The 23,023-nt window shown below is 45.6% G+C and carries 20 protein-coding genes; 14 read left to right on the top strand and 6 right to left on the bottom strand.

The genetic code is table 11. The annotated features are described in order from the left end of the window. Window positions 1-6 precede the first annotated feature (6 nt). The 3 genes from BLR32_RS09270 (at window position 7) to BLR32_RS09260 (ending at window position 2,441) form a co-directional block, all read left to right on the top strand. On the top strand, window positions 7-528 hold the full coding sequence (locus BLR32_RS09270) for a hypothetical protein (protein ID WP_089830905.1): 522 nt from the start codon (window positions 7-9) through the stop codon (window positions 526-528). Between the two features lie 312 nt (window positions 529-840). After that, window positions 841-1,410, top strand: a complete 570-nt coding sequence (locus BLR32_RS09265) for a TetR/AcrR family transcriptional regulator (protein ID WP_089830903.1) — start codon at window positions 841-843, stop codon at window positions 1,408-1,410. A gap of 152 nt (window positions 1,411-1,562) precedes the next feature. After that, complete coding sequence (locus tag BLR32_RS09260) at window positions 1,563-2,441, top strand: SDR family NAD(P)-dependent oxidoreductase (RefSeq protein WP_089830901.1); 879 nt, start codon at window positions 1,563-1,565, stop codon at window positions 2,439-2,441. A gap of 137 nt (window positions 2,442-2,578) precedes the next feature. On the opposite strand, the gene BLR32_RS09255 is transcribed toward BLR32_RS09260, so the two are convergent. The 3 genes from BLR32_RS09255 to BLR32_RS09245 all read right to left on the bottom strand — a co-directional run bounded on the left by BLR32_RS09255 (window position 2,579) and on the right by BLR32_RS09245 (window position 4,888). Then, window positions 2,579-3,187 carry a DUF416 family protein gene (locus tag BLR32_RS09255; RefSeq protein ID WP_089830899.1) on the bottom strand — a complete coding sequence of 203 codons (609 nt, stop codon included), beginning with the start codon at window positions 3,185-3,187 and terminating at the stop codon, window positions 2,579-2,581. An 83-nt stretch (window positions 3,188-3,270) separates the two neighbouring features. Beyond that, complete coding sequence (locus BLR32_RS09250; protein WP_089830897.1) at window positions 3,271-3,951, bottom strand: enhanced serine sensitivity protein SseB C-terminal domain-containing protein; 681 nt, start codon at window positions 3,949-3,951, stop codon at window positions 3,271-3,273. A gap of 103 nt (window positions 3,952-4,054) precedes the next feature. Next, entirely contained in the window at window positions 4,055-4,888 is an 834-nt protein-coding gene (locus BLR32_RS09245; protein WP_089830895.1) for an AraC family transcriptional regulator, read from the bottom strand. An 85-nt stretch (window positions 4,889-4,973) separates the two neighbouring features. On the opposite strand from BLR32_RS09245, the gene BLR32_RS09240 reads away from it, so the two are divergent. From BLR32_RS09240 to BLR32_RS09195, 10 genes are all read left to right on the top strand, one after another. After that, window positions 4,974-6,032 carry an SDR family oxidoreductase gene (locus tag BLR32_RS09240; protein ID WP_089830893.1) on the top strand — a complete coding sequence of 353 codons (1,059 nt, stop codon included), beginning with the start codon at window positions 4,974-4,976 and terminating at the stop codon, window positions 6,030-6,032. Window positions 6,033-6,057: 25 nt separating this feature from the next. Next, window positions 6,058-6,960 (top strand): helix-turn-helix transcriptional regulator, encoded by a 903-nt coding sequence (locus BLR32_RS09235; RefSeq protein ID WP_143011412.1) that lies wholly within the window; start codon window positions 6,058-6,060, stop codon window positions 6,958-6,960. A gap of 48 nt (window positions 6,961-7,008) precedes the next feature. Then, complete coding sequence (locus BLR32_RS09230; RefSeq protein WP_089830889.1) at window positions 7,009-7,443, top strand: ester cyclase; 435 nt, start codon at window positions 7,009-7,011, stop codon at window positions 7,441-7,443. A gap of 271 nt (window positions 7,444-7,714) precedes the next feature. Further along, entirely contained in the window at window positions 7,715-8,221 is a 507-nt protein-coding gene (locus tag BLR32_RS09225; RefSeq protein WP_089830887.1) for a GNAT family N-acetyltransferase, read from the top strand. 385 nt (window positions 8,222-8,606) lie between these two features. Then, window positions 8,607-9,173 carry an RNA polymerase sigma factor gene (locus BLR32_RS09220; protein WP_089830885.1) on the top strand — a complete coding sequence of 189 codons (567 nt, stop codon included), beginning with the start codon at window positions 8,607-8,609 and terminating at the stop codon, window positions 9,171-9,173. Between the two features lie 89 nt (window positions 9,174-9,262). Further along, window positions 9,263-10,306, top strand: coding sequence for a FecR family protein (locus BLR32_RS09215; protein ID WP_089830883.1), 1,044 nt, complete (start codon window positions 9,263-9,265; stop codon window positions 10,304-10,306). A 115-nt stretch (window positions 10,307-10,421) separates the two neighbouring features. Further along, a complete protein-coding gene (locus BLR32_RS09210; RefSeq protein WP_089830882.1) occupies window positions 10,422-13,679 on the top strand; it encodes a SusC/RagA family TonB-linked outer membrane protein in 3,258 nt (1,085 codons plus the stop codon). A 20-nt stretch (window positions 13,680-13,699) separates the two neighbouring features. After that, entirely contained in the window at window positions 13,700-15,460 is a 1,761-nt protein-coding gene (locus tag BLR32_RS09205; RefSeq protein WP_089830880.1) for a RagB/SusD family nutrient uptake outer membrane protein, read from the top strand. Between the two features lie 146 nt (window positions 15,461-15,606). Next, window positions 15,607-16,524 (top strand): metallophosphoesterase family protein, encoded by a 918-nt coding sequence (locus BLR32_RS09200; protein WP_089832107.1) that lies wholly within the window; start codon window positions 15,607-15,609, stop codon window positions 16,522-16,524. Between the two features lie 158 nt (window positions 16,525-16,682). Beyond that, window positions 16,683-17,171 (top strand): ankyrin repeat domain-containing protein, encoded by a 489-nt coding sequence (locus BLR32_RS09195; protein ID WP_089830878.1) that lies wholly within the window; start codon window positions 16,683-16,685, stop codon window positions 17,169-17,171. Window positions 17,172-17,261: 90 nt separating this feature from the next. Here BLR32_RS09195 and BLR32_RS09190 read toward each other — a convergent pair whose 3' ends face one another. From BLR32_RS09190 to BLR32_RS09180, 3 genes are all read right to left on the bottom strand, one after another. Next, on the bottom strand, window positions 17,262-18,563 hold the full coding sequence (locus BLR32_RS09190) for a Gfo/Idh/MocA family protein (protein WP_089830876.1): 1,302 nt from the start codon (window positions 18,561-18,563) through the stop codon (window positions 17,262-17,264). A gap of 153 nt (window positions 18,564-18,716) precedes the next feature. Further along, complete coding sequence (locus BLR32_RS09185) at window positions 18,717-20,216, bottom strand: MoxR family ATPase (RefSeq protein ID WP_089830874.1); 1,500 nt, start codon at window positions 20,214-20,216, stop codon at window positions 18,717-18,719. Window positions 20,217-20,256: 40 nt separating this feature from the next. Next, complete coding sequence (locus BLR32_RS09180; RefSeq protein ID WP_089830872.1) at window positions 20,257-21,357, bottom strand: vWA domain-containing protein; 1,101 nt, start codon at window positions 21,355-21,357, stop codon at window positions 20,257-20,259. A gap of 297 nt (window positions 21,358-21,654) precedes the next feature. On the opposite strand from BLR32_RS09180, the gene BLR32_RS09175 reads away from it, so the two are divergent. Next, window positions 21,655-22,506 (top strand): sugar phosphate isomerase/epimerase family protein, encoded by an 852-nt coding sequence (locus BLR32_RS09175; RefSeq protein ID WP_089830870.1) that lies wholly within the window; start codon window positions 21,655-21,657, stop codon window positions 22,504-22,506. Window positions 22,507-23,023: the final 517 nt, after the last annotated feature.

Here is a 23,023-nt window from a genome sequence, read left to right as displayed (position 1 = left end):
TAGTATATGATTAGAACTACATTAGTTTTGATAGTCTTTTCTGTCTCCTGTACCGGATCAACAGAACTCGGGAATAAGGTTATTTTATATTCCGACACGCCAGACGTAAAAGTAGAAACTATAATGCCTAACGAATGGAAAAAATATGATGTGCCGAATTTCAATGAGGATAACATTCCGTCACTTTTTGCCTATGGTAGCAAAGATAGCAGTCAACAACTCGTTGTTGACGTGCATAAATCTATTGAGACGCAAAATTTAAAGAGCTTGATTGAGAATAAATTAGCGGATATTAAGTCGGCTGATACAGGTGTTCATTTAATGGAGTTAAAAGTAATCGATTCGACACAGCCATATCAATTAGCATTTTTTGACTATTATACCAAAGGAGATGATTATACCTACTATTCAGAGAACATTGTGTTCCAAAAAAGTAAACGTATTTTCAATATCGAGATTTCATCAAAGGGAGATGAAAAGGCATTTAGACACCTGACAAATTTGATAAGGGACCATCTTAGATATTAATTGTATGTTTATAACGTTTTCCAATGGTCTGGCCCGCCGATGGATAAGTTTAAACAGCAACACACATAAATTTGCTCATAATTTTGGTTTTGTTCTTTCTATCAAGATTTATTGAGCAGCTGGAAATACCTGGACTATAAGACTGGTCCCAGATATTATAGAACCGATTGAAGGATGTCTCAAAGGTACTTGAGGCATCCTCTTTTTTTGTGAGAGGGTCTCCAATTGACTATAATAAAGACCTTTCAGAAAATAAATTTGTTTACCTACCTACAAGTAGGTACATTTGCCTCATCAAAGCCCAACTTTACGATGAACACGGCACAAAACACCAAAGACAGAATAATAGAACTTGGCAGAGACTATATGCAAAGGATTGGCTACCATTCCTTTAATTATAAGCAGATCGCTTTGGAGCTGAACATCAAAAACGCCTCTATCCACCACTACTTCCCGTCCAAGGAAGACCTCGGCCTGGCTGTAATAGAAAAAGACCGCCAGGATTTCATTTATCTCACTCAAAAGGTGAAGAAGGCGAAGGCTATGGACAAGCTGGAGGCCTTAATAGCCAGTTACGAATACTATTATAAAGAAGGCAAAAAGCTTTGTGTGATCAGTACTTTCAGTACTTCTTACAACGAGATCACAGAAAGAATGCAGCTGGCGGCATCGCAATATGCGGAGCTGGTAACGGCCTGGTTGGCGGCGACACTGAAAGAAGGACTCGAATCAGGGGAATTCTCCTTCAAAGAACCGGTAGAAGAACTGGCCAATGTATGGATGGCCATGATGCCGGGAGCCCTGCTGGTAGGTCGTACGGGAGGGAAGGCAGCTTTTGACAAGACAATCAGTTCACTCAGACAAACAGTTAAATCCTCATAAAGGAATTTTTTTTAGCCATAATGCCTACCTGTATATAGGTAAGCCGAAAGTATGCCTTTAACAAGGCCTTTTTTTAGAATATGATACCTACCTGTATGTAGGTAGATATTGAAGTTATAAAACCAATTATTCAAACTAACAATTATCAAACAATGAAACAGATCATTCTCACAGGAAGTGCCAGCGGATTCGGATTAAAGGCCGTTAAAACCCTTGCATTAAAAGGACACACCGTATACGCTACCATGCGTAACGTAAACAGTGCCAATGCTGCGGCCGCACAGGAATTAAAAGATTGGGCCAAGGCACAAAATGTAAAAGTAGAAGTAGTGGAAATGGATGTAACAAACACCATTTCTGTAAACAATGCCATTGCTGAAATAGTAAAGAAGTCCGGCGGAAGGATTGATGTACTGATCAACAACGCCGGTGTTAGTTATTATGGGTTAGGTGAAGCGCTGACTATTGAACAGACGGAGCAAATGTACCAGGTAAACACACTCGGACCCGAACGTACGATGAAGGCCGTGCTGCCTTACATGCATACGCAGAAAGAAGGGCTTATCATCAATGTAACCAGTGTGCAAAGCAGGAACCATGTGCCAAGCCTTAGTACCTATAATGGTACGAAAGCAGCGTTGGATGCGGCATCAGTAGGATATCACTATGAACTGAAATCTTCTGGTATTGATGTAGTGACTATCCAGCCAGGTGCTTACCAGACTACTGATATTACGAACAAGAGCATAGTGGGAAAAAACAACGCTGTAGAAGCAAAATACGGCGCCGATGCATTGGACTTCAAACGTGCATTATTACAATACTTCGTACCAACTCCTGAAAGCGGTGATCCACAGGAAGTAGCTGATGCTATGTTGAAACTGGTAGAACAGCCTAAGGGAGAAAGACCACTTTGGACGATCGTTGGCGGTGGACCATTGGCAGAAAAATTCGAGGCGATCAATCAGTCTACAAAAGATATAGTTGAGTTTAACCTTAGCATTTTGCCACAACTTTTTCCTGCTAAGTAAATACGCTTTTCAGAAGAATGATGATCAGGTGTGCAATTACTAAATCTTCAAAACCAGATAAGCAGGGATTTTAAAGCAAGAACAAAAAAGAAACCCTTTCCCGCAATAGGAAAGGGCTCTTTTTATTATCAGATAATTTACTGCGGAGGAATTCCCAGCGTTTCCAGGTTCATTAATGTTACAAACTCAGCTCTGAAAGTCGCTGCCTTACCGTTCTTCAATGCCTGAATAGCTTCCAGCTGTCGCGTCTTTTCATGCTGATATAATGGATGTCCTGTTACATCTTCCTCAGACGGATACTCATCATTACCATGCTCGACACTATACTGTGTACTGATCAGGATATCCAGTGTATTCGCGATGATATCAGCAGTGTCCATCGCGGAGCCTATAGGTTCTGTTGCTAATCCGCAGATGGCCAGCCATACGCCCGTAGCCGCATTCTGCGTAGCAGAAGCCAATGTAGTGCGCCAGGCAGATTCGAAGATATCCATGAAATTGTCGAGATCAGGGATCTGTTCTTTAGCTGTAGTTTCCAGCTGTTCGACAGTTGTATCTTTGAGTTGACCTGATACCAGTAACCAGGCTTTATCGAAAAGGTCTGCAGTAATATTAACGTCTCCCTTAAATTCATTGGTGTAAGTATTTCTGAAGGTTAACCACAATGTCTCAGCACCTGCCAGGCTAAACCTGGATATATCATTTGGATTTAGTTCGGAAAGAAGTTCTTCCAGATTTTCTATCATACGGTTGTCTGCTACCGGTTTATAACTTTACTGTTTGCATTAAACATAACAGAAAAGATGGTAACGGCCGCAAGATAGCACTTTTATACACGCAGTTCCACTTCGAATGGAGTGCCCGGGTTCAGTATAAAGAATTGCTCCCGGCCCAGCATTTTTGAAATCATCTCAAAAGGAAGCTGCACCGCCAGCCGGCCGCCTGGTATTTCGCTTATACCACTTTTCGCGATCATATCCTGGTGACTGAACAATGGAATGAATTCACCCGTATCCCTTACGTAGGTTGTAAAGCTGAAACGATCAGTGGGCTGTTCATATTCATGCGCCAATGTGAAGACTTTAGACGCTTTAAGCGTATCAATCAGCTCCTGTTTATATTTCGTTACATTAAACCATTGCTTCATGACCTTCTGCTGCAATAATGCTGAATGGTCTTTATGATAAAAGGGCGGATTGTGCTGACTGATATATTCCAACATGTCACTGCTGTTTGCCGGAGATGCATACTGAATCTCCGTATCGCTCATATGCGCGGATTTGATCATCAGGGTGGGGTTGGAAATAGCCTCAGCCTCTCCATCATGATCTACCGCCAGACACAGGTGATATTGCTTAACAGCACTGTTGTAAGCAAACCCAAAATAAGCAGCAGTCACTTCCGGTTTGGAACTGAAATAACTTACCAGGTCATCTACGAAGTTCCTGTCGCCCGTAGGCTGTAGCGAAGACGCTGTGTTTTTCTTGCTGAAACGATCGAAAAGTTTCATAGGACGTAATTAGGATAGTTTGCTGGCGTTAGCAGGCCAGCAGTCATAGGATCGAACACTTGTCAGACAAATATAATATTTTTATATGCATTGACAAAGCCGGTTATTTCTCCCTGAATGCAGATGGATTTATTCCGTGATAACTCTTAAAAAACTTATTGAAATGACTGAGATCGGTAAAGCCCAATTCCTCACTGATCTCTTTTAAAGATAAAGAACTGTACTTCAGCCGGTTCTCAATAATATGCAGCTTGTATTGCTGGATGTAATCACGCAGTGAGACCTGCATCTGCTCCTTAAAAAAAGCGCCTAAATGTCTTCCGGAAAAACCAAATAGTGTAGCCAGGTGTTCCTGCCTGATATCGTCCGCATCGTAAATATGCTGGTGAATATAATGGAGTATATGCGTGATCTTTTCCTGTTGTTTGACTGGCGCGGCAGTCTGTTCATGCAGGTTACGCCTGATGATGGACATAACAGACTGCAGCAGGAAGAAAATAGTTTCATTCGTCTCATTGGCCGTTTCCTGCCACTCGGCTACCAGCAGGCGGAGCAGGGAATCAATCTTACGCGCATCCGCGGAAGATTTGAGAATAGGCAACTGTTGCCGGCGACTGCAAACCAGCAATTCATCCATATGCCGGTTCCAGTGATGCTCCGGGGGAAGATGTCCTACCTGTGTGATATAAGCACTCGTAAACTTGATAAAAGTGAAGGTAGTAGGTGCCTCAATTTCAAAACTGTGGTAATCCGCAGGATGAAGTAAGAACACCGCGCCGGCTGTATAAGGATATTTCATGCCTGACAGACAATGAAAGCCGCTGCCCTGGTGAATGAATATCAGCTCAAAATGATTATGGTTATGCAGTGGATGTGGCCATTCTGCACAGGTGAAATGGGAGACTTTTAAAAACTCATGTTGAACATACCGCTGCATGCGACGCAAAATACAAATAATCCCTGCCAATGTACAAATATCAGGCTATGCGTAGCAGGTAATTTTGAGGTATAAAATCGACTGTATGAACGGACAAAGAAAAGTGGCACTCATCGCCGGCACACATGGCGTAATCGGAAGGAACCTGGCAGCACATCTGGCCGCATTGGGAGATTGGGACATTATCGGATTGTCAAGAAGAGGAGGAGATACGGAAGGGAACATACGATATATCGCGGTGGACCTGCAGGACAAAGAAGACGCTTTTAACAAGCTAAATCATCTCACGGAAATCACCCACATTTTCTATGCGGCATATGTAGACGCCCCCACCTGGGCGGAGTTGGTACCGCCTAATCTTGCCATGTTGAAAAACCTGGTGCACGTGGTGGAACCGGTTGCAAAGGGTCTCCAACATATCAGCCTGATGCAGGGATATAAGGTATACGGCGCTCACCTGGGACCTTTCAAAACCCCGGCAAGAGAATCAGACGCAGGACATATGCCCCCTGAATTCAATGTAGACCAGCAGGAATTCCTGGAACAACAACAAGCTGGTAAACAATGGACATGGTCAGCGTTGCGTCCTTCGGTAGTAGGTGGATTTGCACTGGGCAATCCGATGAACCTGGCCCTGGCCATTGCCCTGTATGCGGTTATTTCGAAGGAGCTGGGTCTGCCATTACGATTCCCCGGTAAACCCGGCGCTTATGATAAATTGGTGGAGATGACAGATGCCGGTCTGCTGGCAAGGGCGACTACCTGGGCTGCAACGGCAGAAAAGGCGGCAAATGAGGCGTTTAATATCGTAAATGGAGACTTATTCCGCTGGAATGAGATGTGGCCGGAAATCGCCTCCTATTTCGATTTGGAGGTGGCCCCGCCGTTGCCGATGTCCCTGGAAGTGATCATGGCGGATAAAGCCCCCTTATGGGAGAAAATAAAGCAGAAATACGGGCTGGCGGATGTCAGTTATGACGAACTGTCTTCCTGGCGCTTTGCCGACTTCGTATTCAGCTGGGATTATGATATGTTTGGAGATGGATCCAAAGCACGCAGGGCCGGTTTTCATGAGTATGTAGAGACAAAGGAAATGTTTTTCCGGATCTTTGACGATTTCAGGAAACGTGGTATTATCCCGTAAACGTTTTTTTGTGATCTTTGCAGGAATGCAAGTCATCAATCTTCCTCAGGACCTGAATCCGGCACAATACCGCGAAGAGGACCATTTCCTCATCAGACCTTTTACTTCCCTTTGTAAAACGAAAAAGAACAGGGTCATCCTGCACAGGAATATGATCCACCTGTTGATTGAGGGCCGTAAGACAGTGATCTACGGTGGACAATCCACTACTGTCAATGACGACGCTTTCCTGTTCCTGGCAGCAGGGAGCTGCCTGACCACCAGCGTATTGTCTGATAAGGGCGACTACCAGGCAATCCTGCTTTATTTCAGCGATCATGCATTACTGGATTTCTATATGAAGTACGATCGCCTGGTACAGCAATACCGGCAGGGAAAACAATTACCCGAAGCATCGTTCATCACTTTCGAGAAAGATATTTTCCTTCGTAACTATATAGAATCCCTGCGACTGATGCTGCAAATGGATCAGCCATTGCCACAGGAGGTTTGCTTACTGAAGTTCGAAGAACTGTTGTTCTACCTGTTACGGACAGCGCCGGATACCCTGCTGCAGTTTAAAGTCAACAATGCCGGCAGCATGCAGGATTTTGAGATCCGGAAAGCGGTGGAAGGCAATATTACCCGCCCTGTAACAGTAGAAGAACTGGCGTTCCTGTGCAGTATGAGCCTGTCTACTTTTAAACGCCGCTTTACAAAGATCTATGGCACATCTCCCCAGCGATGGCTACTGGAACAGAAGATGCAGGTGGCCGCAAGACTGCTGAGAGACCGGCAGACCAAACCGGGAGATGTGTACGATAAGGTAGGATATGAAAGTCACTCCAGCTTCTCGAAATCATTCCGTCAAATGTTTGGTGTTACGCCTTCGGCTTACCAGGAACAAAATATGAACGTCCAGGCACAAAGGCTGAACGCGCAGGACTAACATGCCTGGTCCCATGCAACCTAATTTTGCTGTATAAAATCACCCATCATGACAGCAACAATTGAACAGAACAAAGCCATCGTAAGACGTTTCAACAAAGAGATCATTGAAGAAGGGAATCCGCAAAGCTTTCAGGAAATAGTAGATCCCGCATTCGTCAATCATACTGCCGCAAAGGGTATGGATAAAGGCCCTGCGGGTTTGATCTACACGTTTGAGAACATATTGCGGCCAGCATTCTCAGATCTGAAAGTAACGATTTATGAACAGGTAGGAGAGGGGGATAAGGTCACTACCCGGAAGACGATCAGCGGTATACATACAGGCACCTTTATGGGAGTACCGGCTACACATCAGCCTGTAGCTATTCATGTGATGGATATGGTGACCATAAAAGACGGAAAGTACTATGAACACTGGGGTGTTAACACAATGATGGCCCTCGCGGCGGAACTAAAAACATTACATACAGATAACAAATAGGAGGTAAAGTATTTCTTTCAACGGCTGTGCTTTTTAAGTAAAATTCCTTATATTTGTCTCCCCCCTAAAAAGAGTAGGGAGGTGAGCAGTAAGGCTGAATTAAGTGAAGTTTTGAATGCTGACAATGAGTTAATTTTAAAATTATATCGTTTACAGTAAGAGTTCAGGACAGGTACTATGTGAACTAACAAACATATTTCCAATCCGGAACCGGAAAAAGCCTTCTGATGCTCAGGAGGCTTTTGCGTTTTATGTACTAAAAAGATGCGGTATGTTAGAAATTGTAGAAGTAAAAAAAGATGATCTGAAGTCGCTGGAACAGGTGAAAGGCCTCTTCCGCGAGTATGCCAACTGGTTAAGTGTAGACCTTAGTTTTCAACGGTTCGAAGAAGAACTAAGCAGTTTACCTCATCCCTATTATGTAGCCCCTGAAGGCGCTTTGTTTCTCGCTTTGGTAGACGGACAACCGGCAGGTTGCGTAGGAGTGAGGAGTTTCGAGAACTCCACCTGTGAAATGAAAAGGCTTTTTGTACGTGACAGCTTTAAAGGTCATGGTGTTGGCAGAGCGCTTGCCACAAGAGCTATAGAAGCAGGCAGAAAGCTGGGTTATAAACGTATGTTGCTTGATACCCTTGCTCATATGCGTCCGGCAATTGAATTGTATACAAGTCTTGGGTTCCATCCCATTGCAGCGTATTACGACAACCCTATCAGTGATGCCGTATACCTGTCTATGATGCTGGAACAGGAAAATGAAAGCGCAGGTACGGCTATCTGATCTCTGCCGTTTGAACATTGTTTGTATCGCGGCTGAAGGCTGGCAGCCCCGAATATTGATGATTTGTACTGAAGGATGAGTGAAACATCCTATGTACAATTTATGGCGGGAACACATCTCGTTGCCGTTCGTTAATGTAAAATCAGCATGGTACCGTTTTCCCCCGCGAGTATAGCCGCGCTACAAACAATACAATCCGCCTGAGGCCAGATTGATCTAAACAACTTTTCCCGTGCAATTTGCCCCTATTTATGACCGTCTACACGATTTAGAATATTACTCATGTCGTAATTACATGAAGCGCCTGAGAATTAATAAGAAGGTAATATATCCCGCATCTACATATTTATAACTTTGCCTGGTCCCATCATGTAAGGGATAGGTCATGAACCATACAATTGAAGTACAGCGTCTCAGACAGGGTAACGAGAAGGCCTTTGTTGAAATGTACCATTATTTTAACGGTAAGGTCTTCAACTTTTTAGTGAAGAAAGTCCGCGACTATGAAGTTGCCAGGGAGCTTACACAACAATGTTTTATCCGTATCTACCAATACCGCGAAAGCCTGTCAGACGAGCACCCGCTGGAGAAGCAGGTATTTATTACCGCTAAGTCAGTATTACTTAACCATATCAGGACGGAAGACAGGAAAAAAGAACGGGAGCTTAGGTATACGCAGGAACAATTCCCCGAAGGGGTATCCACAACAGCCATTGGAACAAACAACTTTGAGACAAATGATTTCCTGGAAAAAGTAGTCCTGCATTTATCTCCCATCCGTAAACAGGTGGTACTGCTGAAACTACACAGAGGACTATCTAACAAAGAAATTGCAGAAGAACTGTCTATCTCCGTCAAGACGGTTGAAAATCACATCACAAAGGCACATCACCACCTGCGGGAGATCGCTGCCAGTCATTTCCTTTTATTATTACTGCTGCTTCGCCTGTAAGCGGCCTTTGTTAAGAAATTGTTACCGGTAGGGGCATCAATACCTTCATGGTGTACATATATACGATACCAAGAAAATAAGTGCAGCGCATGAAGCCTGATAAAGCATTGATAGAAAAATTTAATAACGGCGACTGTACACCGGAAGAGGTAAAGGTGGTCATGAACTGGCAGCTGGAAAATGAAGAAGATAACGAAGAGATAGCAGAATGGGAAAGCGCCTCGTGGAAAGGAACTTATCCTGAGGAATATAGCGAAGAAATGTTGTCTTATATCCAGGCAAATGCATTCGGAGAAAAGACGCGTGTAAGAAGATTGCCATGGCGCAGTCTGGCGGTTGCTGCAAGTGTATTATTGATAACAGGGTTGTTCCTCTGGCAGTATCTGTTGCCGGAATCAGGTAAAAGAGCCGCGGGTATTGCATTACAGCAGGAGGAGCATCAAAGGGATACACCATGGATGGTATATAGTGCAGTGACGCAACCAGCTTATTTTAAACTGCCGGATGGTTCTGTAGCGAGGTTGTTCCCAGGCACGGATATTCGTTTCGATTCATCTGCCTATAATGTAAACAGTCGTGCCATCTATCTGAAAGGAACAGCTGAATTTGATGTGGCAGCAGTAGCTGGAAAGCCGTTCAGTGTGGCGTCGGGAGGATTTACAACTATTGCACTCGGCACAAGATTTATGGTAGCGGAAGGTAAAAACAAACAACTGCTGGTGAGATTATACTCAGGTAAAGTGGTCGTAAAGAAAACGGACAATCAGCTGTATGCAATGAACGATGTATACCTGTCGCCCGGAGATGAATGGCGGTACTACAGGGATACACATAAGCATCTGCTGAGCCATGCAGCAGGAAGTAGTACCATTCCGCGGGAGCCTGTCAGTTCACCAACTATACAAGAGAATGAAGACAATATTGTGTTCGGGAATGCACCTTTAAATGAGGTATTCGATTTTCTGCAACGGCGGTATCATGTAACTATACAATATCAGCAGAAAGATTTTAAAGACGTTTATTTCTCAGGAAAAATATTCCCGGGAGATTCCTTGAAAATGGTACTGGGCAACATTGCAAGGATAAATGAACTGACGCTGACTGCCGACGAAGGAGTGTTCATCATCCGGTAATTTCAAAACATTTATTCCAGGGGTTCTTCACAGGAGAACACATGTTATCTGCATCGCAAATATGCAGATACGGGGAAGCTATATCTGTAGTAAAATAATTAAATCTTAATCAAAAATGGGAAAAGCAAAAACGCTGTTCAGGGGCATCTCATGCCTGCTGCTCATGATGTTGATGAAACAGGAGATCCGGGCACAGGAGGGCAGCTCAGACGTACACGGTACTGTAGTCAGCACGAAAGGAACTGCATTGCCCGGCGTGACCGTACAGGCAGTGGAAAAGAGCGCCGGCACAAAGTTCAATACCCTTACCGATGCCAATGGCGACTTTGTATTCAAAAGATTTAAAGTAGGTAGTCAATATGATTTCCAGTTTACCATGATGGGGTATGAGAAAGGAGAATATCCCGGATTTACGGTAAAGAATAATGGCAAGAATCTGTTGCTGATCCGTCTGAATGAGAAAAGTATAGGTCTGGGTGATGTTGTGGTAGTAGGATATGGTACCCAGAAGAAAGTAAACCTTACAGGAGCAGTGAGCCAGGTAGGCAGCGATGTATTTGCCGACAGACCTGTTAGCAGTCCGGCGCAGGCCCTGCAGGGTGCAGTGCCTAACCTCAACATCAATTTTGGCGATGGGCACCCCGGCAGCACCGGTACCTTCAATATACGTGGGTTTGCGTCTATCCAGAATACTACTGGTTCCCCGCTGATCCTCATAGACGGTGCTACCGGTAATATTGATATGCTCAATCCGCAGGATATTGAAAGTCTCTCTGTATTGAAAGATGCGGCATCTTCCGCCATCTATGGTTCCAGGGCGGCTTTCGGGGTAATCCTTATCACAACAAAGAAAGCGAAGAAGGGAGCCCTGAGTGTGAACTACGGCGCCAGTTATGGTATACAGAAAATGACCACGCGCACAGATTTTATCACGGATGGTTTTACACAGGATTCCCTGGTAGATGCTGCATTCTCCCGCAACGTGGGCAACAGCTATACCGGCTTTAATGCAGACGATTATGCTGAACTGAAACGCCGGCAGACGGACAAATCATTACCGTCTGTAGTATTACAGAACCGTAACGGACAGCCGCAATATGTGTATTATGGCAGTACCGACTGGTGGCATTTCCTGTTCAGGAAAACACAGCCAGGTATGGAGCATCACTTCAATATGACGGGTGGTAATGAGAAGGTAGACTTTATGATGTCCGGACGATATTATCAGCAGAAAGGAATGTACCAGACGTATCTGCGACAGGATGTCTATAATGCGTATAACTTCCGTGCAAAGATCAATGCACATGTAACAGACTGGCTGACCATCTACAGTAATACCCAGTTCGGCGCGAACGACTATACCTGGCCGGGCTATGGCGCTAATCTGACAGGTCTGTACAATCATGCTATGGCATCTTATGTTCCTCAAAACCCGGATGGTACTTTTACTTTCCGAACCAACCTCAATAACTACGGTGCTTACGAGTATGCGGACCTGCAACATAGGAAGTCGCACGGTGGTAATAAGAAATGCAACCTGACCAACATGGTAGGTTTTGAAACACATTTCGGTGGTGGATTGTCGCTGGCTGGTAACTATACCTATGAGCTGGCGCCTTATTCCGATTATCAGCGTAACACGCTTATTCCCTGGTCAGTAAATCCAGGTATCATCAATACTGCGGGTTACGATCAGTATAATGAGAATACTTATCTCGATCAGCATCATTCGGTAAACCTATATGGTACTTATGAGAAAAGTATCGGTAAACACAACCTGAAGGTGACGGCAGGTTACAACCAGGAGTTACAGAAGTATAAAGCCAATATGGGCATGCGTACCAACCTGCTCTCGGAAGACCTGAACCAGATAGACCTGGGTACCGGTGCACAGCAGTCAGGGGGTAATGCGCGTGAATGGGCTTTGTTGGGGTATTTCGCCCGTGTAAACTACGATTATAAAAGCAAATACCTGCTGGAAGTGAATGGCCGCTATGATGGTAGTTCCCGCTTTCCGAAAGAAGAGCGTTTCGGGTTCTTTCCTTCCGTTTCGGGTGGATGGAGAGTGAGTGAGGAGCCGTTTTTTGAACCTGCTAAGAATATCCTGCCTGAGCTGAAATTAAGGGCATCTTATGGCTCACTGGGTAACCAGGATGTGGGCAGTGGGAACCTATATCCGTACATCCCGGTTATGAGCAGTGGCTTGTCCAAGTGGATCGTAGGAGGTAACCAGGCACAGTATTTAAGTGCTCCTGATCCGATTACTCCTGATTTTACCTGGGAGAAATCCGCTTCACTGGATGGCGGTATTGATGCAGGATTCTTCAGGAATAAATTACAGATCAGCTATGACTGGTATCGTCGTACTACTAAGGATATGCTGATCCCCGGTAAAACAATGCCCGGTGTATTTGGCGCTCCTTCACCTACACAGAATGCCGGCGACCTCGTGACCAAAGGTTTTGATCTCTCCGTGAGATGGCAGGATAATGGCAAGCTGGCGGGTAAGCCGTTCACGTATAACGTAGGTTTTGTCCTTTCTGATTATAAAGCAAAGATCACCCGCTTTGATAACCCCAATAAATTACTGAGCAACTACTACGAAGGACAGGAACTGGGCGAGATGTGGGGATATAGTATTGACGGATATTTCAAGTCGGAAGATGAGGCAAAGAACTGGGCTGTAAACCAGGACTATGTAGACAGGGACCAGCGTGTGACCTCTCCCGGTGAATGGAGTAAACTGCATGCGGGCGATATGAAGTTCATCGACCTCAATGGAGATAAGGTGATCAATGACGGCAAAAATACTTTGTCTGAGCATGGCGACCTGCGGAAGATAGGTAACTCATTGCCGCGTTACTCTTTTGGTATCACTGCCGGATTTAACTGGAACAATTTCGACCTGTCAGCCTTCTTCCAGGGTATTGGTAAACAGAACTGGTATCCTGATGTGGAAGCTGCCAAATTCTGGGGTGTGTACGGCAGACCTTATACCTCTTTCCTGCCGAAAGACTTCGTGAGCAAAGTATGGAGCCCTGAAAATCCCAATGCTTATTTCCCATTGCTGAGAGGATATGCTGCCTATCCCGGTGGGGAGCTGGCCGTGAAGAATGACAAGTATCTGCAGGATCTGGCTTATGTCCGTTTAAAGAACCTGACAATTGGTTATAACCTGCCTGCCACTCTCGTAAAGCGCTGGAAGATGCAGCGCCTGCGTGTATACTTTACAGGACAGAACCTCTTTACTTTTACGAAGATGCACAACAAGTATATAGATCCTGAGCAGGTAGGGCCTTACAGCAGTGATATCGGCGGACGGAACTATCCATTCTTCAGACAATACACTTTCGGTTTTGACACCACTTTCTAAATGCTAAACTGTTTAATGAAATGAAAAGAATATTAGGGTTTGTAGCAGCTGGTCTGATAGTATTATCAGGGTGTTCGGATTTCCTGGACAGGGAGCCGCTTTCCCAGATCTCTCCGGTGAACGGGTTCAATTCGGAAAGCGAGTTGAGATTGTATGTGCGTTCTTTCTATGACAAGATGCTGCCTAATGCAGACAATGAAGATAATGGTTTTACCAGCCTGTATACGGAGACAGCCAATAGCATCGTGGTGAATAGTTTGTCGCCACAGATAGCAGGTAACCGTACTGTACCTGTTGCCGGTGGTGGATGGGATTGGACAGATCTGCGGAATGTGAATTATTTCCTGCAGAACTATATGCGTGGTAATCTTGACACTACGATCACTTATAAGTATGTGGCTGTTGCAAAGTTCTTCCGTGCCTATTTCTATTTCGGTATGGTATCGCACTTTGGTGATGTGCCCTGGTATTCAAAGCCTATTGAAGCCAATGATACCGCGAGTCTGAATAAGAAAAGAGATCCGCGTACGCTGGTGATGGATTCTGTAGTGAATGATATTGATTTCGCTATCGCACATCTGGGTACAGGAAAAGACGTCGCCGAAGTGACGAAGTGGACGGCATTGGCATTAAAGTCCCGTATCTGTTTGTTTGAAGGGACTTTTAGAAAATATCATGATGAGTTTGAACTGAAAGAGGCCGACCGCTTCCTGCAAATGGCTGCTGATGCTGCCGGAGAAGTGATCAAAGGGGGTGCGTACACGATCTATAAAAGTGCACCTGACAAAGCTTACAGGGATTTGTTCTCTTCGCTGAGTGTTGTCCAGGATGAGGTCATCCTCGCAAGGCAATACAGTGCTAATCTGCAGATCTTCCATAATGTGAACTATTACACCACTGCGCCTTCCTTTGGTAAACCGGGACTGGAGAAAAGCCTGGTGAACAGTTATCTGATGAAAGATGGTTCCAGGTTTACCGACAAACCCGGATACGACAAGCTGCAGTTCTTTGATGAGATGCAGAACAGAGACCCGCGTCTGGCACAGACTGTACGTGCACCGGGATATAAACGTATTGATGGTAACACGGTGTTGCCTCCTTCTTATGCAGGCACAGTAACGGGTTATCAGCTGACGAAGTATGTTACTGCAGCGGCGAATGATGCATTGGCCAAGTCTCCTAATCCACTGTCCATCTTCCGCTATGCAGAAGTACTGCTGAACTATGCGGAGGCAAAAGCAGAACTGGGTACAATCACACAGGCAGATCTGGATCAATCTGTCAAACTGCTGAGAGACAGAACAGGTATGCCTGCGATGGATCTGGCAGCTGCCAATGCAGCTCCGGATAATTACCTTGCTGGTCAGTATGCGCATGTAAGCGGCGCCAATAGGGGTATCATACTCGAAATACGCAGGGAAAGAAGGGTAGAGCTGGTGATGGAAGGATTTATGTGGAATGACCTGATGCGCTGGAAAGAAGGGCATCTGCTGGCAGTACAATTCAAGGGTGCTTATTTCCCCGGAGCGGGTAACTATGACCTGGATGGTGATGGTACACCAGATCTGGCTATTTATACCGCCACGCCACCTGCTATTCCGAATATCCAGTTGCTGAAACTGGGAACAGATGTAGTGCTGGAGAACGGTGCATCTGGTGGTAATATTATCATCAATGGTACTATTCCGAAAACGTTCCGTGAAGACAGGGATTACCTGTTCCCTATACCGGCACAGGAGCTGCTGTTAAATCCGGCATTGAAACAAAATCCTAACTGGTAATTTATCCTGCAGTACCGCCAGACGAACATATTGTTAAATCTGTTGCGGGTGCTGGCATTCACAAGCGTAATATATTATTTTAACCGCTGCTATCCGTACCTGCTTATAGGTACGGATAGTTTTTTATTGTCAACGAAAGAATGTTTATGCAAAGAAGATCATTATTCAAAAAGCTCGGCGGATTATTGCTGGCCCCGGCTATTCCATTTGGCACAGTTGCAGCGGCTCCCCGCAATGACAAGCCTGTATTGCGGATCGCCCATCTTACGGATGTGCATCTGTACGATAAGCTGGACGCTCCTGAGCATTTCAGGAAATGTCTGCATCACGTGCAATCGCAGGAAGCTAAGGTAGATATGATCCTGAACGGCGGAGATATTGTATTTGATATGAACAAGGAGAACCTGTCCACTATTGATGCGCAGTGGAAACTGTTGCATGATATTATGAAGAAGGAATGTAGTCTGCCGGTATACTATACACTGGGTAACCATGATATCTGGTGGCATGAGAACAGCCGTGGACAGGCAGCATACGGTAAGCAATATTCCATGGGACAGCTGCAGTTGTCGTTGCCTTATTACAGCTTTGTGAAAGGGGGATGGAAATTTATCATCCTGGATAGTGTTCACCTGGATATTGACGATACCTGGTATATTGGTAAACTGGGAGACGAGCAGATGCACTGGCTGGAAACGGAGTTGAAATCAACTGATCCGAGGATGCCGGTATGTGTGCTATCGCATATTCCTATTCTGACAGCAACACTGATGGTGGAAGACAACGTGGTGAACCGCTGGCAGATGCTGGGAGGCGACATGCATACGGATGTGGCGAAAATTATCCGTTTGTTCTATCAGCATCCAAATGTAAAGTTATGTTTAAGCGGGCATATTCACCTGAAAGATAAAGTAGTGTATAATAATGTAACCTATCTGTGCAACGGTGCTGTGAGTGGGGCGTGGTGGAATGGCAACAACAGGGAAACTGCACCGGGTTATGGGCTGATAGAACTGTTCGCCAACGGCGACTTCACAGAAAAGTATATTAATTACCAGGTTTAGAGGAGCAGTCTGCTGCTGAATGAAAGAAGAGCTTGCGTTTATTGCAGCGTGCAACAGCTGTGAATATTCTTTCAGGCGTAATATTTGAGATCGTAGAAATGTGCTGAGAAAGTATTGAAGGAAGCAGACCATGTTTCATCTTAAATAAGCAGCAAGCTATGCAGACTTTAACCAGTGAATTCTTTTATGCAGCCCGTAACGGAGATACGGATTTTCTACGTGAGCATATTGATCAGATACAGGATCTCAATATTCGCGATGTTCGTGGATATACGCCGTTGATCATTGCAACTTATAACGGTCAGTACGATGCAGCAGAAATATTGCTGGAAGCAGGTGCGGATGTGAACGCAACAGATTCCGGTGGAAATACTTCTCTAATGGGTGTGAGTTTTAAAGGTTATCCTGAGATCGCGACCTTACTGATACGTTATGGTGCGGATCTGAACCTGCAACATGGGAATGGTGGAACTGCCCTGATGTTTGCAGCTATGTTCGGACGTAATAACATGGTAAAGCTGTTACTGGACCACGGAGCAGATAAATCCATCCGGGAGAACCGTGGTTTAACTGCTGCAGATCTGGCGGCTCAGCAAGGCAATGTGGAGGCTGTAGAGATGTTGGAAGCAGTAGATGCAGAAAGGTGAGCAGTAATCCGGGATAGTTTTACGTAGTGAGGTTTATCATTGAGAAAAGGGGTATTCAGTTTTGCTGAACACCCCTTTTACTTTTATACATTAAGCTTTCGGCAGCTTGTAACCATTGTGGTATTCTGCAGCGAGGAACTTATTGGCAGAGGCATCATCGAATTGCTCTTTAGCGCCATTCCAGTTCAGTTTCCTGCCTGTTTTATAAGCGATATTCCCCAGCTGTGCTACGGTTGCTACATGCGCACCGGCCTGGATAGGTGTATTCAGGTCTTCCAGTTTCCGGGACTTGATCACATCCAGGAAATTAATGGCGTGCTTGTCCAGGCCATTGTCTACGGATTTAGTACGGGGTACTGCTTCCATCTTTCCTTTTTCAGGGATCACTTCCCAGCCGCCGCGGTCTAATACCAGTGTACCGTTGTTGCCAATGAACGCAATACCATGATCACGGCCATAAGGACCACCATCGATGCCGATAGCATGTTCCCATTGAATATTGAAACCGTCGAACTGGTATACAGTGGTGAGGGTATCAGGTGTTTCAGCTGCATCATCAGGATAGGCGAATTTGCCGCCTGCTGCCATCACAGACACCGGGTGCTGCGCTTTCATACCCAGCAGGGCATAATCCAGCAGGTGTACGCCCCAGTCGGTCATCAGGCCGCCTGCATAATCCCAGTACCAGCGGAAGTTGAAGTGAAAGCGGTTAGGATTGAAAGGTCGCTTTTCAGCAGGGCCCAGCCAGGAAGCATAGTCCACGCCAGCAGGCGGATTGCCGTCTGGTTGTTTCGGAATGGAATGCATCCAGCCCATATAGGCCCAGGCTTTTACCAGGCGTACCTGGCCCAGTTTGCCGGAGTGTACGAAGGCCACCGCATCTTTGAAGTGTTGCTGGCTACGTTGCCACTGACCTACCTGTACTACGCGTTTGGTGCGTTCCTGGGCGGCTACCATGGCGTTGATCTCAGCAATGGAGTTTCCGATGGGTTTTTCCACATACACGTCTTTTCCGGCAGATACGGCGTCGGTCATCTGGAGGCAATGCCAGTGATCCGGTGTACCGATGATCACCGCATCAATTGTTTTATCTTCCAGCAGCTTGCGGTAGTCACTATAAGTTTTGACGTTCTGGCCTTTCTGAGCCAGTTCGCCGGCCCTTTTATCCAGCACGTTCTTATCGACATCGCAGAGGGCGACGCATTGCGCATAAGGGTTTTTCAGGATGGCGGTAAGATCTGCCCATCCCATACCATTGATACCGATGGCTGCAACATTGATCTTGTCACTGGGGGCCACAGCGCGTAAAGAAGCCGGTAACGCACTGACTAATCCGGCTCCTGCCATCAATGTGGAGGCAGAGCGGATGAAGTGTCTTCTTGAATTGTTCATAACTGTGAGTTAATAGAGTGTTTTTCAATGAGCGCGGAGCATAATATGCAGAACGCGGAATACTGAAAGATATATACTTCAATTGTAAGATGCAACCCCAATTGAGCAGATATCCCCCGGTATTCCGCGTTATTTTTACGGAAAAGGTATGTTTTAGAATTCTTCGTTCTCTTCCTCAGTGCCGGTACCGAAGTTCATCATGGTACCCAGCAGATCACTGAAACGGGTCTCATTTTCCACTACCTTTTTACTGATCAGGGAGTAGGAAGCGAGGCCATGCAGTACAAATTCCATCAGCAGTAATTGCTCCTTGGCATTGGCATGCGGGAATTTGCCCTTTATAAGCTCTTTAAGGCCCTCAACTTTCAAAAGTGAGGTCTCGTATTGCTTATCGTTCACATCCTGTAATAACTGCACCGCATTGCCTTTATCGAACCACTGTATCACCGCCCTGTAAGGATTCTCCATGGTGGCGGATTGTTTACGCTTTTTGAAGGAATCGGGGTTAGGGAAATACTGGGAGAAGACACTGCGGATAGATTTATCCAGCAGGTTAACGGCTACCTGTAAAGGTCCTTCCTGTTCGCCTTCATATACCAGTTCGATCTTACCGGTGATGGCGGGAATGATACCCTGCAGGTCTGCTATGCGGACGTAAGTACTTTTTTCTTTATTGATGATAGCCCTGCGTTCGCCTGCACTCACTGCGTTTTCGTAAGCAGCGATGGTGAGACGGGCAGAAACACCGCTTTTCTTGTCTACGTATTCGCTGTTACGCGCTTCAAAAGCCACCTGTTCGATCAGGCGTTTGATCATATCACTGATGTGTACATGCTGCTGTTCTTCATGCACATTGGCTTCCTGTTCGGTAATGAGCAGGGAGTTTTCCACGTTCTTAGGGTAGTGGGTGATGATCTGGCTTTCGATACGGTCTTTCAGTGGCGTAACGATAGAACCACGGTTGGTATAGTCTTCCGGGTTGGCGGTGAACACAAACAGGATATCCAGTGGCATACGTACTTTGAAACCACGGATCTGGATGTCGCCTTCCTGCAGGATGTTAAACAGTGACACCTGGATACGAGCCTGCAGGTCGGGCAGTTCGTTGATCACGAAGATGCCCCTGTTGGAACGGGGAATGATACCGAAGTGGATCACTCTTTCGTCTGCATAGTTCAGCTTCATATTGGCCGCTTTGATAGGGTCGATATCACCTACCAGGTCGGCAACGGAAACATCCGGTGTAGCCAGTTTCTCACTGTAGCGCTGCTCGCGGGAAACCCAGGAGATAGGCGTAGCGTCGCCCAGTTCAGCCACGATATCACGGGCATAGCGGGACAGCGGTTCAAACGGACTGTCGTTCACTTCGGAGCCTTCCACGATGGGAATGTATTCGTCCAGCAGGGAGATCATCTGCCGGGCCATACGTGTTTTTGCCTGTCCGCGGAGACCGAGGAACAGGATATTATGACGGGAGAGCAGGGCTCTTTCTGTATCTGGAATAACGGTATCTTCATAGCCGATGATACCTGGAAATGCATTCTCTTTATTCTGAAGTTTGCGGATCAGGTTTTGTCTGATCTCTTCTTTAACAGATTTGGGTTTATATCCACTCTTCTTTAATTCACCTAACGTACTTATGTTAATATTCATGTTGTATTAATGGATTATCGATGATATGATGCGATGCTTTTTAAAGCATTTTTCTTTTTCCATTCTCGAAGTCGAAAAACAGGAATTGTCCCAGTTTATCCAGACCGGAGAAGAAGGCTTTCCCGTTGTTTGTTTCCGTAAACTCTGTTACGAATTTTTGCAACCACGGGTCGGTAGCTACCATAAATGTAGTGATTGGAATCTTTAGTTTCTTACACTGAGCAGCGAGATTGAGTGTGCGGTTGAGGATTTTGCGGTCCAGGCCGAAACTGTTCTTATAGTACTCTTTCCCGTTCTTCAGGCATGTGGGCTTACCGTCAGTGATCATAAAGATCTGTTTGTTCGGGTTGCGCCTGCGGCGGAGAATATCCATGGCCAGTTCCAGTCCTGCTACAGTATTGGTGTGGAACGGACCTACCTGGAGATACGGAAGATCTTTGATCTCTATCTGCCAGGCATCATTGCCAAACACAATAATGTCGAGCGTATCTTTCGGATAGCGGGTGGTGATCAGTTCACTGAGCGCCATGGCCACTTTTTTGGCCGGTGTGATACGGTCTTCACCATACAATACCATAGAGTGGGAGATATCGATCATCAGGGCGGTAGACGTCTGGGTTTTGAAGTCTGTTTCCTGGATCTCAAGGTCATCCTGCTGGATGGAAAAGCTGTCGATACCGTGATTGATCTGGGCGTTGCGGATGGAAGCGGTCATATCGATCTGCTCCAGTGCATCCCCGAATTGAAATGGACGGCTGTCGGCGTTTAGTTCGTCTCCCTGGCCTGATTTGCGGGTATTGTGATTACCAACCTGGCTGGATTTTTTTAGTTTACCGAAGATCTCTTCCAGTGCGCGTTTGCGGATGTTCTGTTCGGTCTTGCCGGTTATCTGGATGGTTCCGTTCTCTTCATTTTCGCGGATGTATCCTTTATCCCTCAGCTCCTGTATAAAATCTCCGATGCCGTAATCCTCATTCGTAAGTTGGTACTCTTTGTCCAGTTCGGTCAGCCATTGCAGTGCTTCACTAACATCTCCGCTGGTATAAGTCAGCAGTTGAGTGAATACATCCAGTAGCTTCTCAAAGGGCGATTTTCCCTGCTGCTCATCGGGTTCAAATTTGGAAAAATGTATGCCTCTCATAATAATTCTAAAATTAGCGAATTTAGTTGGATGATGTGAGTACATAGTCCATAGGCGGCAATCTATACAAAATAGAACGAAAAATATCGATAGAATATAGACTTTTATGTATGTGTCATATTTTAATGTGAGTGCGATTATTAAATTTTTAACATGGCATAATTTGTTTTGATCCCATTATTTATCGGGAAAGAGGGGAGTATCTGACCGGTTAACCATGTATCGTTTGCTTTCTTCAGGGAAAGCTGTTATTTTTCGCGAAGGTCTTTACTGATTATCAAATTAAAACTATAGCAGATGATTAAAAAATTGAGCAGCGTGCTGTTACTGGCTGGTATGCTGGCTGGTACGACGATGACATCCACGTTAAGTTTTGCGCAGGGGAAAGCGGATAAGCTGGGCTGGAAATTAGGAGCACAGGCATATACCTTTAACCGTTTTACGCTGGCGCAGGCGCTGGACAAAATGGATAGTGTTGGTGTCCAATATGTTGAGTGCTATAACGGCCAGACCATTGGCAATGGCATTGAAGGCAAGTTTGACTGGAGAATGGATGCTGCAAAGCAGGCACAGGTGAAAGCGCTGCTGAAAGCAAAGAAGAAGAAACTGGTGGCTTATGGCGTGGTATCGCCGGCAAGCGAGCAGGAATGGGAGGAAGTGTTCAAATTCGCAAAGGCAATGGGTATTCAGGTGATCACTGCCGAGCCTAAACGTGAACATTGGGATGCGGTTTCCCGTCTGTGCGATAAATATCAGATCAAAGTGGCTATCCACGATCATCCGAAGCCAAGCCATTACTGGCATCCGGATAGCGTACTGGTAGCTATCAAAGGCCGCAGCAAGCTATTTGGCGCCTGTGCTGATATCGGTCACTGGGTACGTTCCGGTATGGAACCAGTGGAGTGTATCAAGCAGCTGAAAGGTCATGTTTTGCACCTGCACTTTAAAGACCTGAATGAAAAATCACCCGATGCGCATGATGTTATCTGGGGTAATGGTGTTTGTAACATGCCGGCTGTACTGGCTGAGCTGAAGGCGCAGAATTTCAAGGGTATGTTCTCCGTGGAGTATGAGTATAACTGGGATAACAGTGTGCCTGATGTGAAGGAGTGTGTGAAGTTCTGGTGGCAGGAAGTGGGTAAATTGTAATAGGATAATTGATGTTTGATAGAGAGGTTATATCTTTTGATATAGCCTCTTTTTTTTAGGCTTAGTAGCGCCGGAGAGCTGAAGCCTATTCCCATCTGAAGTCGCGTGATACTTCCATATTTACGCTAAGTAGCTTCGGTTTCAGTATGGGATGGCGGTCGGCGCCTCTCCTCTCTCTGGAACATTATTGGGCGTTGTCAAGCGAATAGGGGTTTGAATAAGGATTGGACAGCATCAGTCGTATGCCGGAGAGCCGAAGGCCCGCCATTCCCATCTGAAACCGTGTGCTACTTGCGCGCTCCTATTAATGGTTAAGCGGCTGACTTATCAGGCGAAAGGAGTTGGAGCTGAGGTAGTACCAAATTATGTTGATTAGCACCTTTTTATTGCCGAATATTCTGATCCTGGTGGATAGGTGAATGAGGAACGGAGATTTTTTATAATTGAAATATTTCGTTATATTTAATATAATCCTATTGCCGTAGTCATCTCATTGACTATCATTCATAATTCTATC

Origin of the sequence: Chitinophaga filiformis (assembly GCF_900102545.1) — a bacterium.
Classification (GTDB): Bacteria; Bacteroidota; Bacteroidia; order Chitinophagales; family Chitinophagaceae; genus Chitinophaga; species Chitinophaga filiformis.
Note: the sequence above shows the minus strand (reverse complement) of the source record. Positions and strands in the feature narration are given on the sequence as shown.

Excerpts from the sequence above, each read along its gene's own strand:
- BLR32_RS09270 (WP_089830905.1), top strand. The coding sequence starts at position 7 with ATGATTAGAACTACATTAGTTTTGATAGTCTTTTCTGTCTCCTGTACC.
- BLR32_RS09265 (WP_089830903.1), top strand. The coding sequence starts at position 841 with ATGAACACGGCACAAAACACCAAAGACAGAATAATAGAACTTGGCAGA.
- BLR32_RS09260 (WP_089830901.1), top strand. The coding sequence starts at position 1,563 with ATGAAACAGATCATTCTCACAGGAAGTGCCAGCGGATTCGGATTAAAG.
- BLR32_RS09255 (WP_089830899.1), bottom strand. The coding sequence starts at position 3,187 with ATGATAGAAAATCTGGAAGAACTTCTTTCCGAACTAAATCCAAATGAT.
- BLR32_RS09250 (WP_089830897.1), bottom strand. The coding sequence starts at position 3,951 with ATGAAACTTTTCGATCGTTTCAGCAAGAAAAACACAGCGTCTTCGCTA.
- BLR32_RS09245 (WP_089830895.1), bottom strand. The coding sequence starts at position 4,888 with ATGCAGCGGTATGTTCAACATGAGTTTTTAAAAGTCTCCCATTTCACC.
- BLR32_RS09240 (WP_089830893.1), top strand. The coding sequence starts at position 4,974 with ATGAACGGACAAAGAAAAGTGGCACTCATCGCCGGCACACATGGCGTA.
- BLR32_RS09235 (WP_143011412.1), top strand. The coding sequence starts at position 6,058 with ATGCAAGTCATCAATCTTCCTCAGGACCTGAATCCGGCACAATACCGC.
- BLR32_RS09230 (WP_089830889.1), top strand. The coding sequence starts at position 7,009 with ATGACAGCAACAATTGAACAGAACAAAGCCATCGTAAGACGTTTCAAC.
- BLR32_RS09225 (WP_089830887.1), top strand. The coding sequence starts at position 7,715 with ATGTTAGAAATTGTAGAAGTAAAAAAAGATGATCTGAAGTCGCTGGAA.
- BLR32_RS09220 (WP_089830885.1), top strand. The coding sequence starts at position 8,607 with ATGAACCATACAATTGAAGTACAGCGTCTCAGACAGGGTAACGAGAAG.
- BLR32_RS09215 (WP_089830883.1), top strand. The coding sequence starts at position 9,263 with ATGAAGCCTGATAAAGCATTGATAGAAAAATTTAATAACGGCGACTGT.
- BLR32_RS09210 (WP_089830882.1), top strand. The coding sequence starts at position 10,422 with ATGGGAAAAGCAAAAACGCTGTTCAGGGGCATCTCATGCCTGCTGCTC.
- BLR32_RS09205 (WP_089830880.1), top strand. The coding sequence starts at position 13,700 with ATGAAAAGAATATTAGGGTTTGTAGCAGCTGGTCTGATAGTATTATCA.
- BLR32_RS09200 (WP_089832107.1), top strand. The coding sequence starts at position 15,607 with ATGCAAAGAAGATCATTATTCAAAAAGCTCGGCGGATTATTGCTGGCC.
- BLR32_RS09195 (WP_089830878.1), top strand. The coding sequence starts at position 16,683 with ATGCAGACTTTAACCAGTGAATTCTTTTATGCAGCCCGTAACGGAGAT.
- BLR32_RS09190 (WP_089830876.1), bottom strand. The coding sequence starts at position 18,563 with ATGAACAATTCAAGAAGACACTTCATCCGCTCTGCCTCCACATTGATG.
- BLR32_RS09185 (WP_089830874.1), bottom strand. The coding sequence starts at position 20,216 with ATGAATATTAACATAAGTACGTTAGGTGAATTAAAGAAGAGTGGATAT.
- BLR32_RS09180 (WP_089830872.1), bottom strand. The coding sequence starts at position 21,357 with ATGAGAGGCATACATTTTTCCAAATTTGAACCCGATGAGCAGCAGGGA.
- BLR32_RS09175 (WP_089830870.1), top strand. The coding sequence starts at position 21,655 with ATGATTAAAAAATTGAGCAGCGTGCTGTTACTGGCTGGTATGCTGGCT.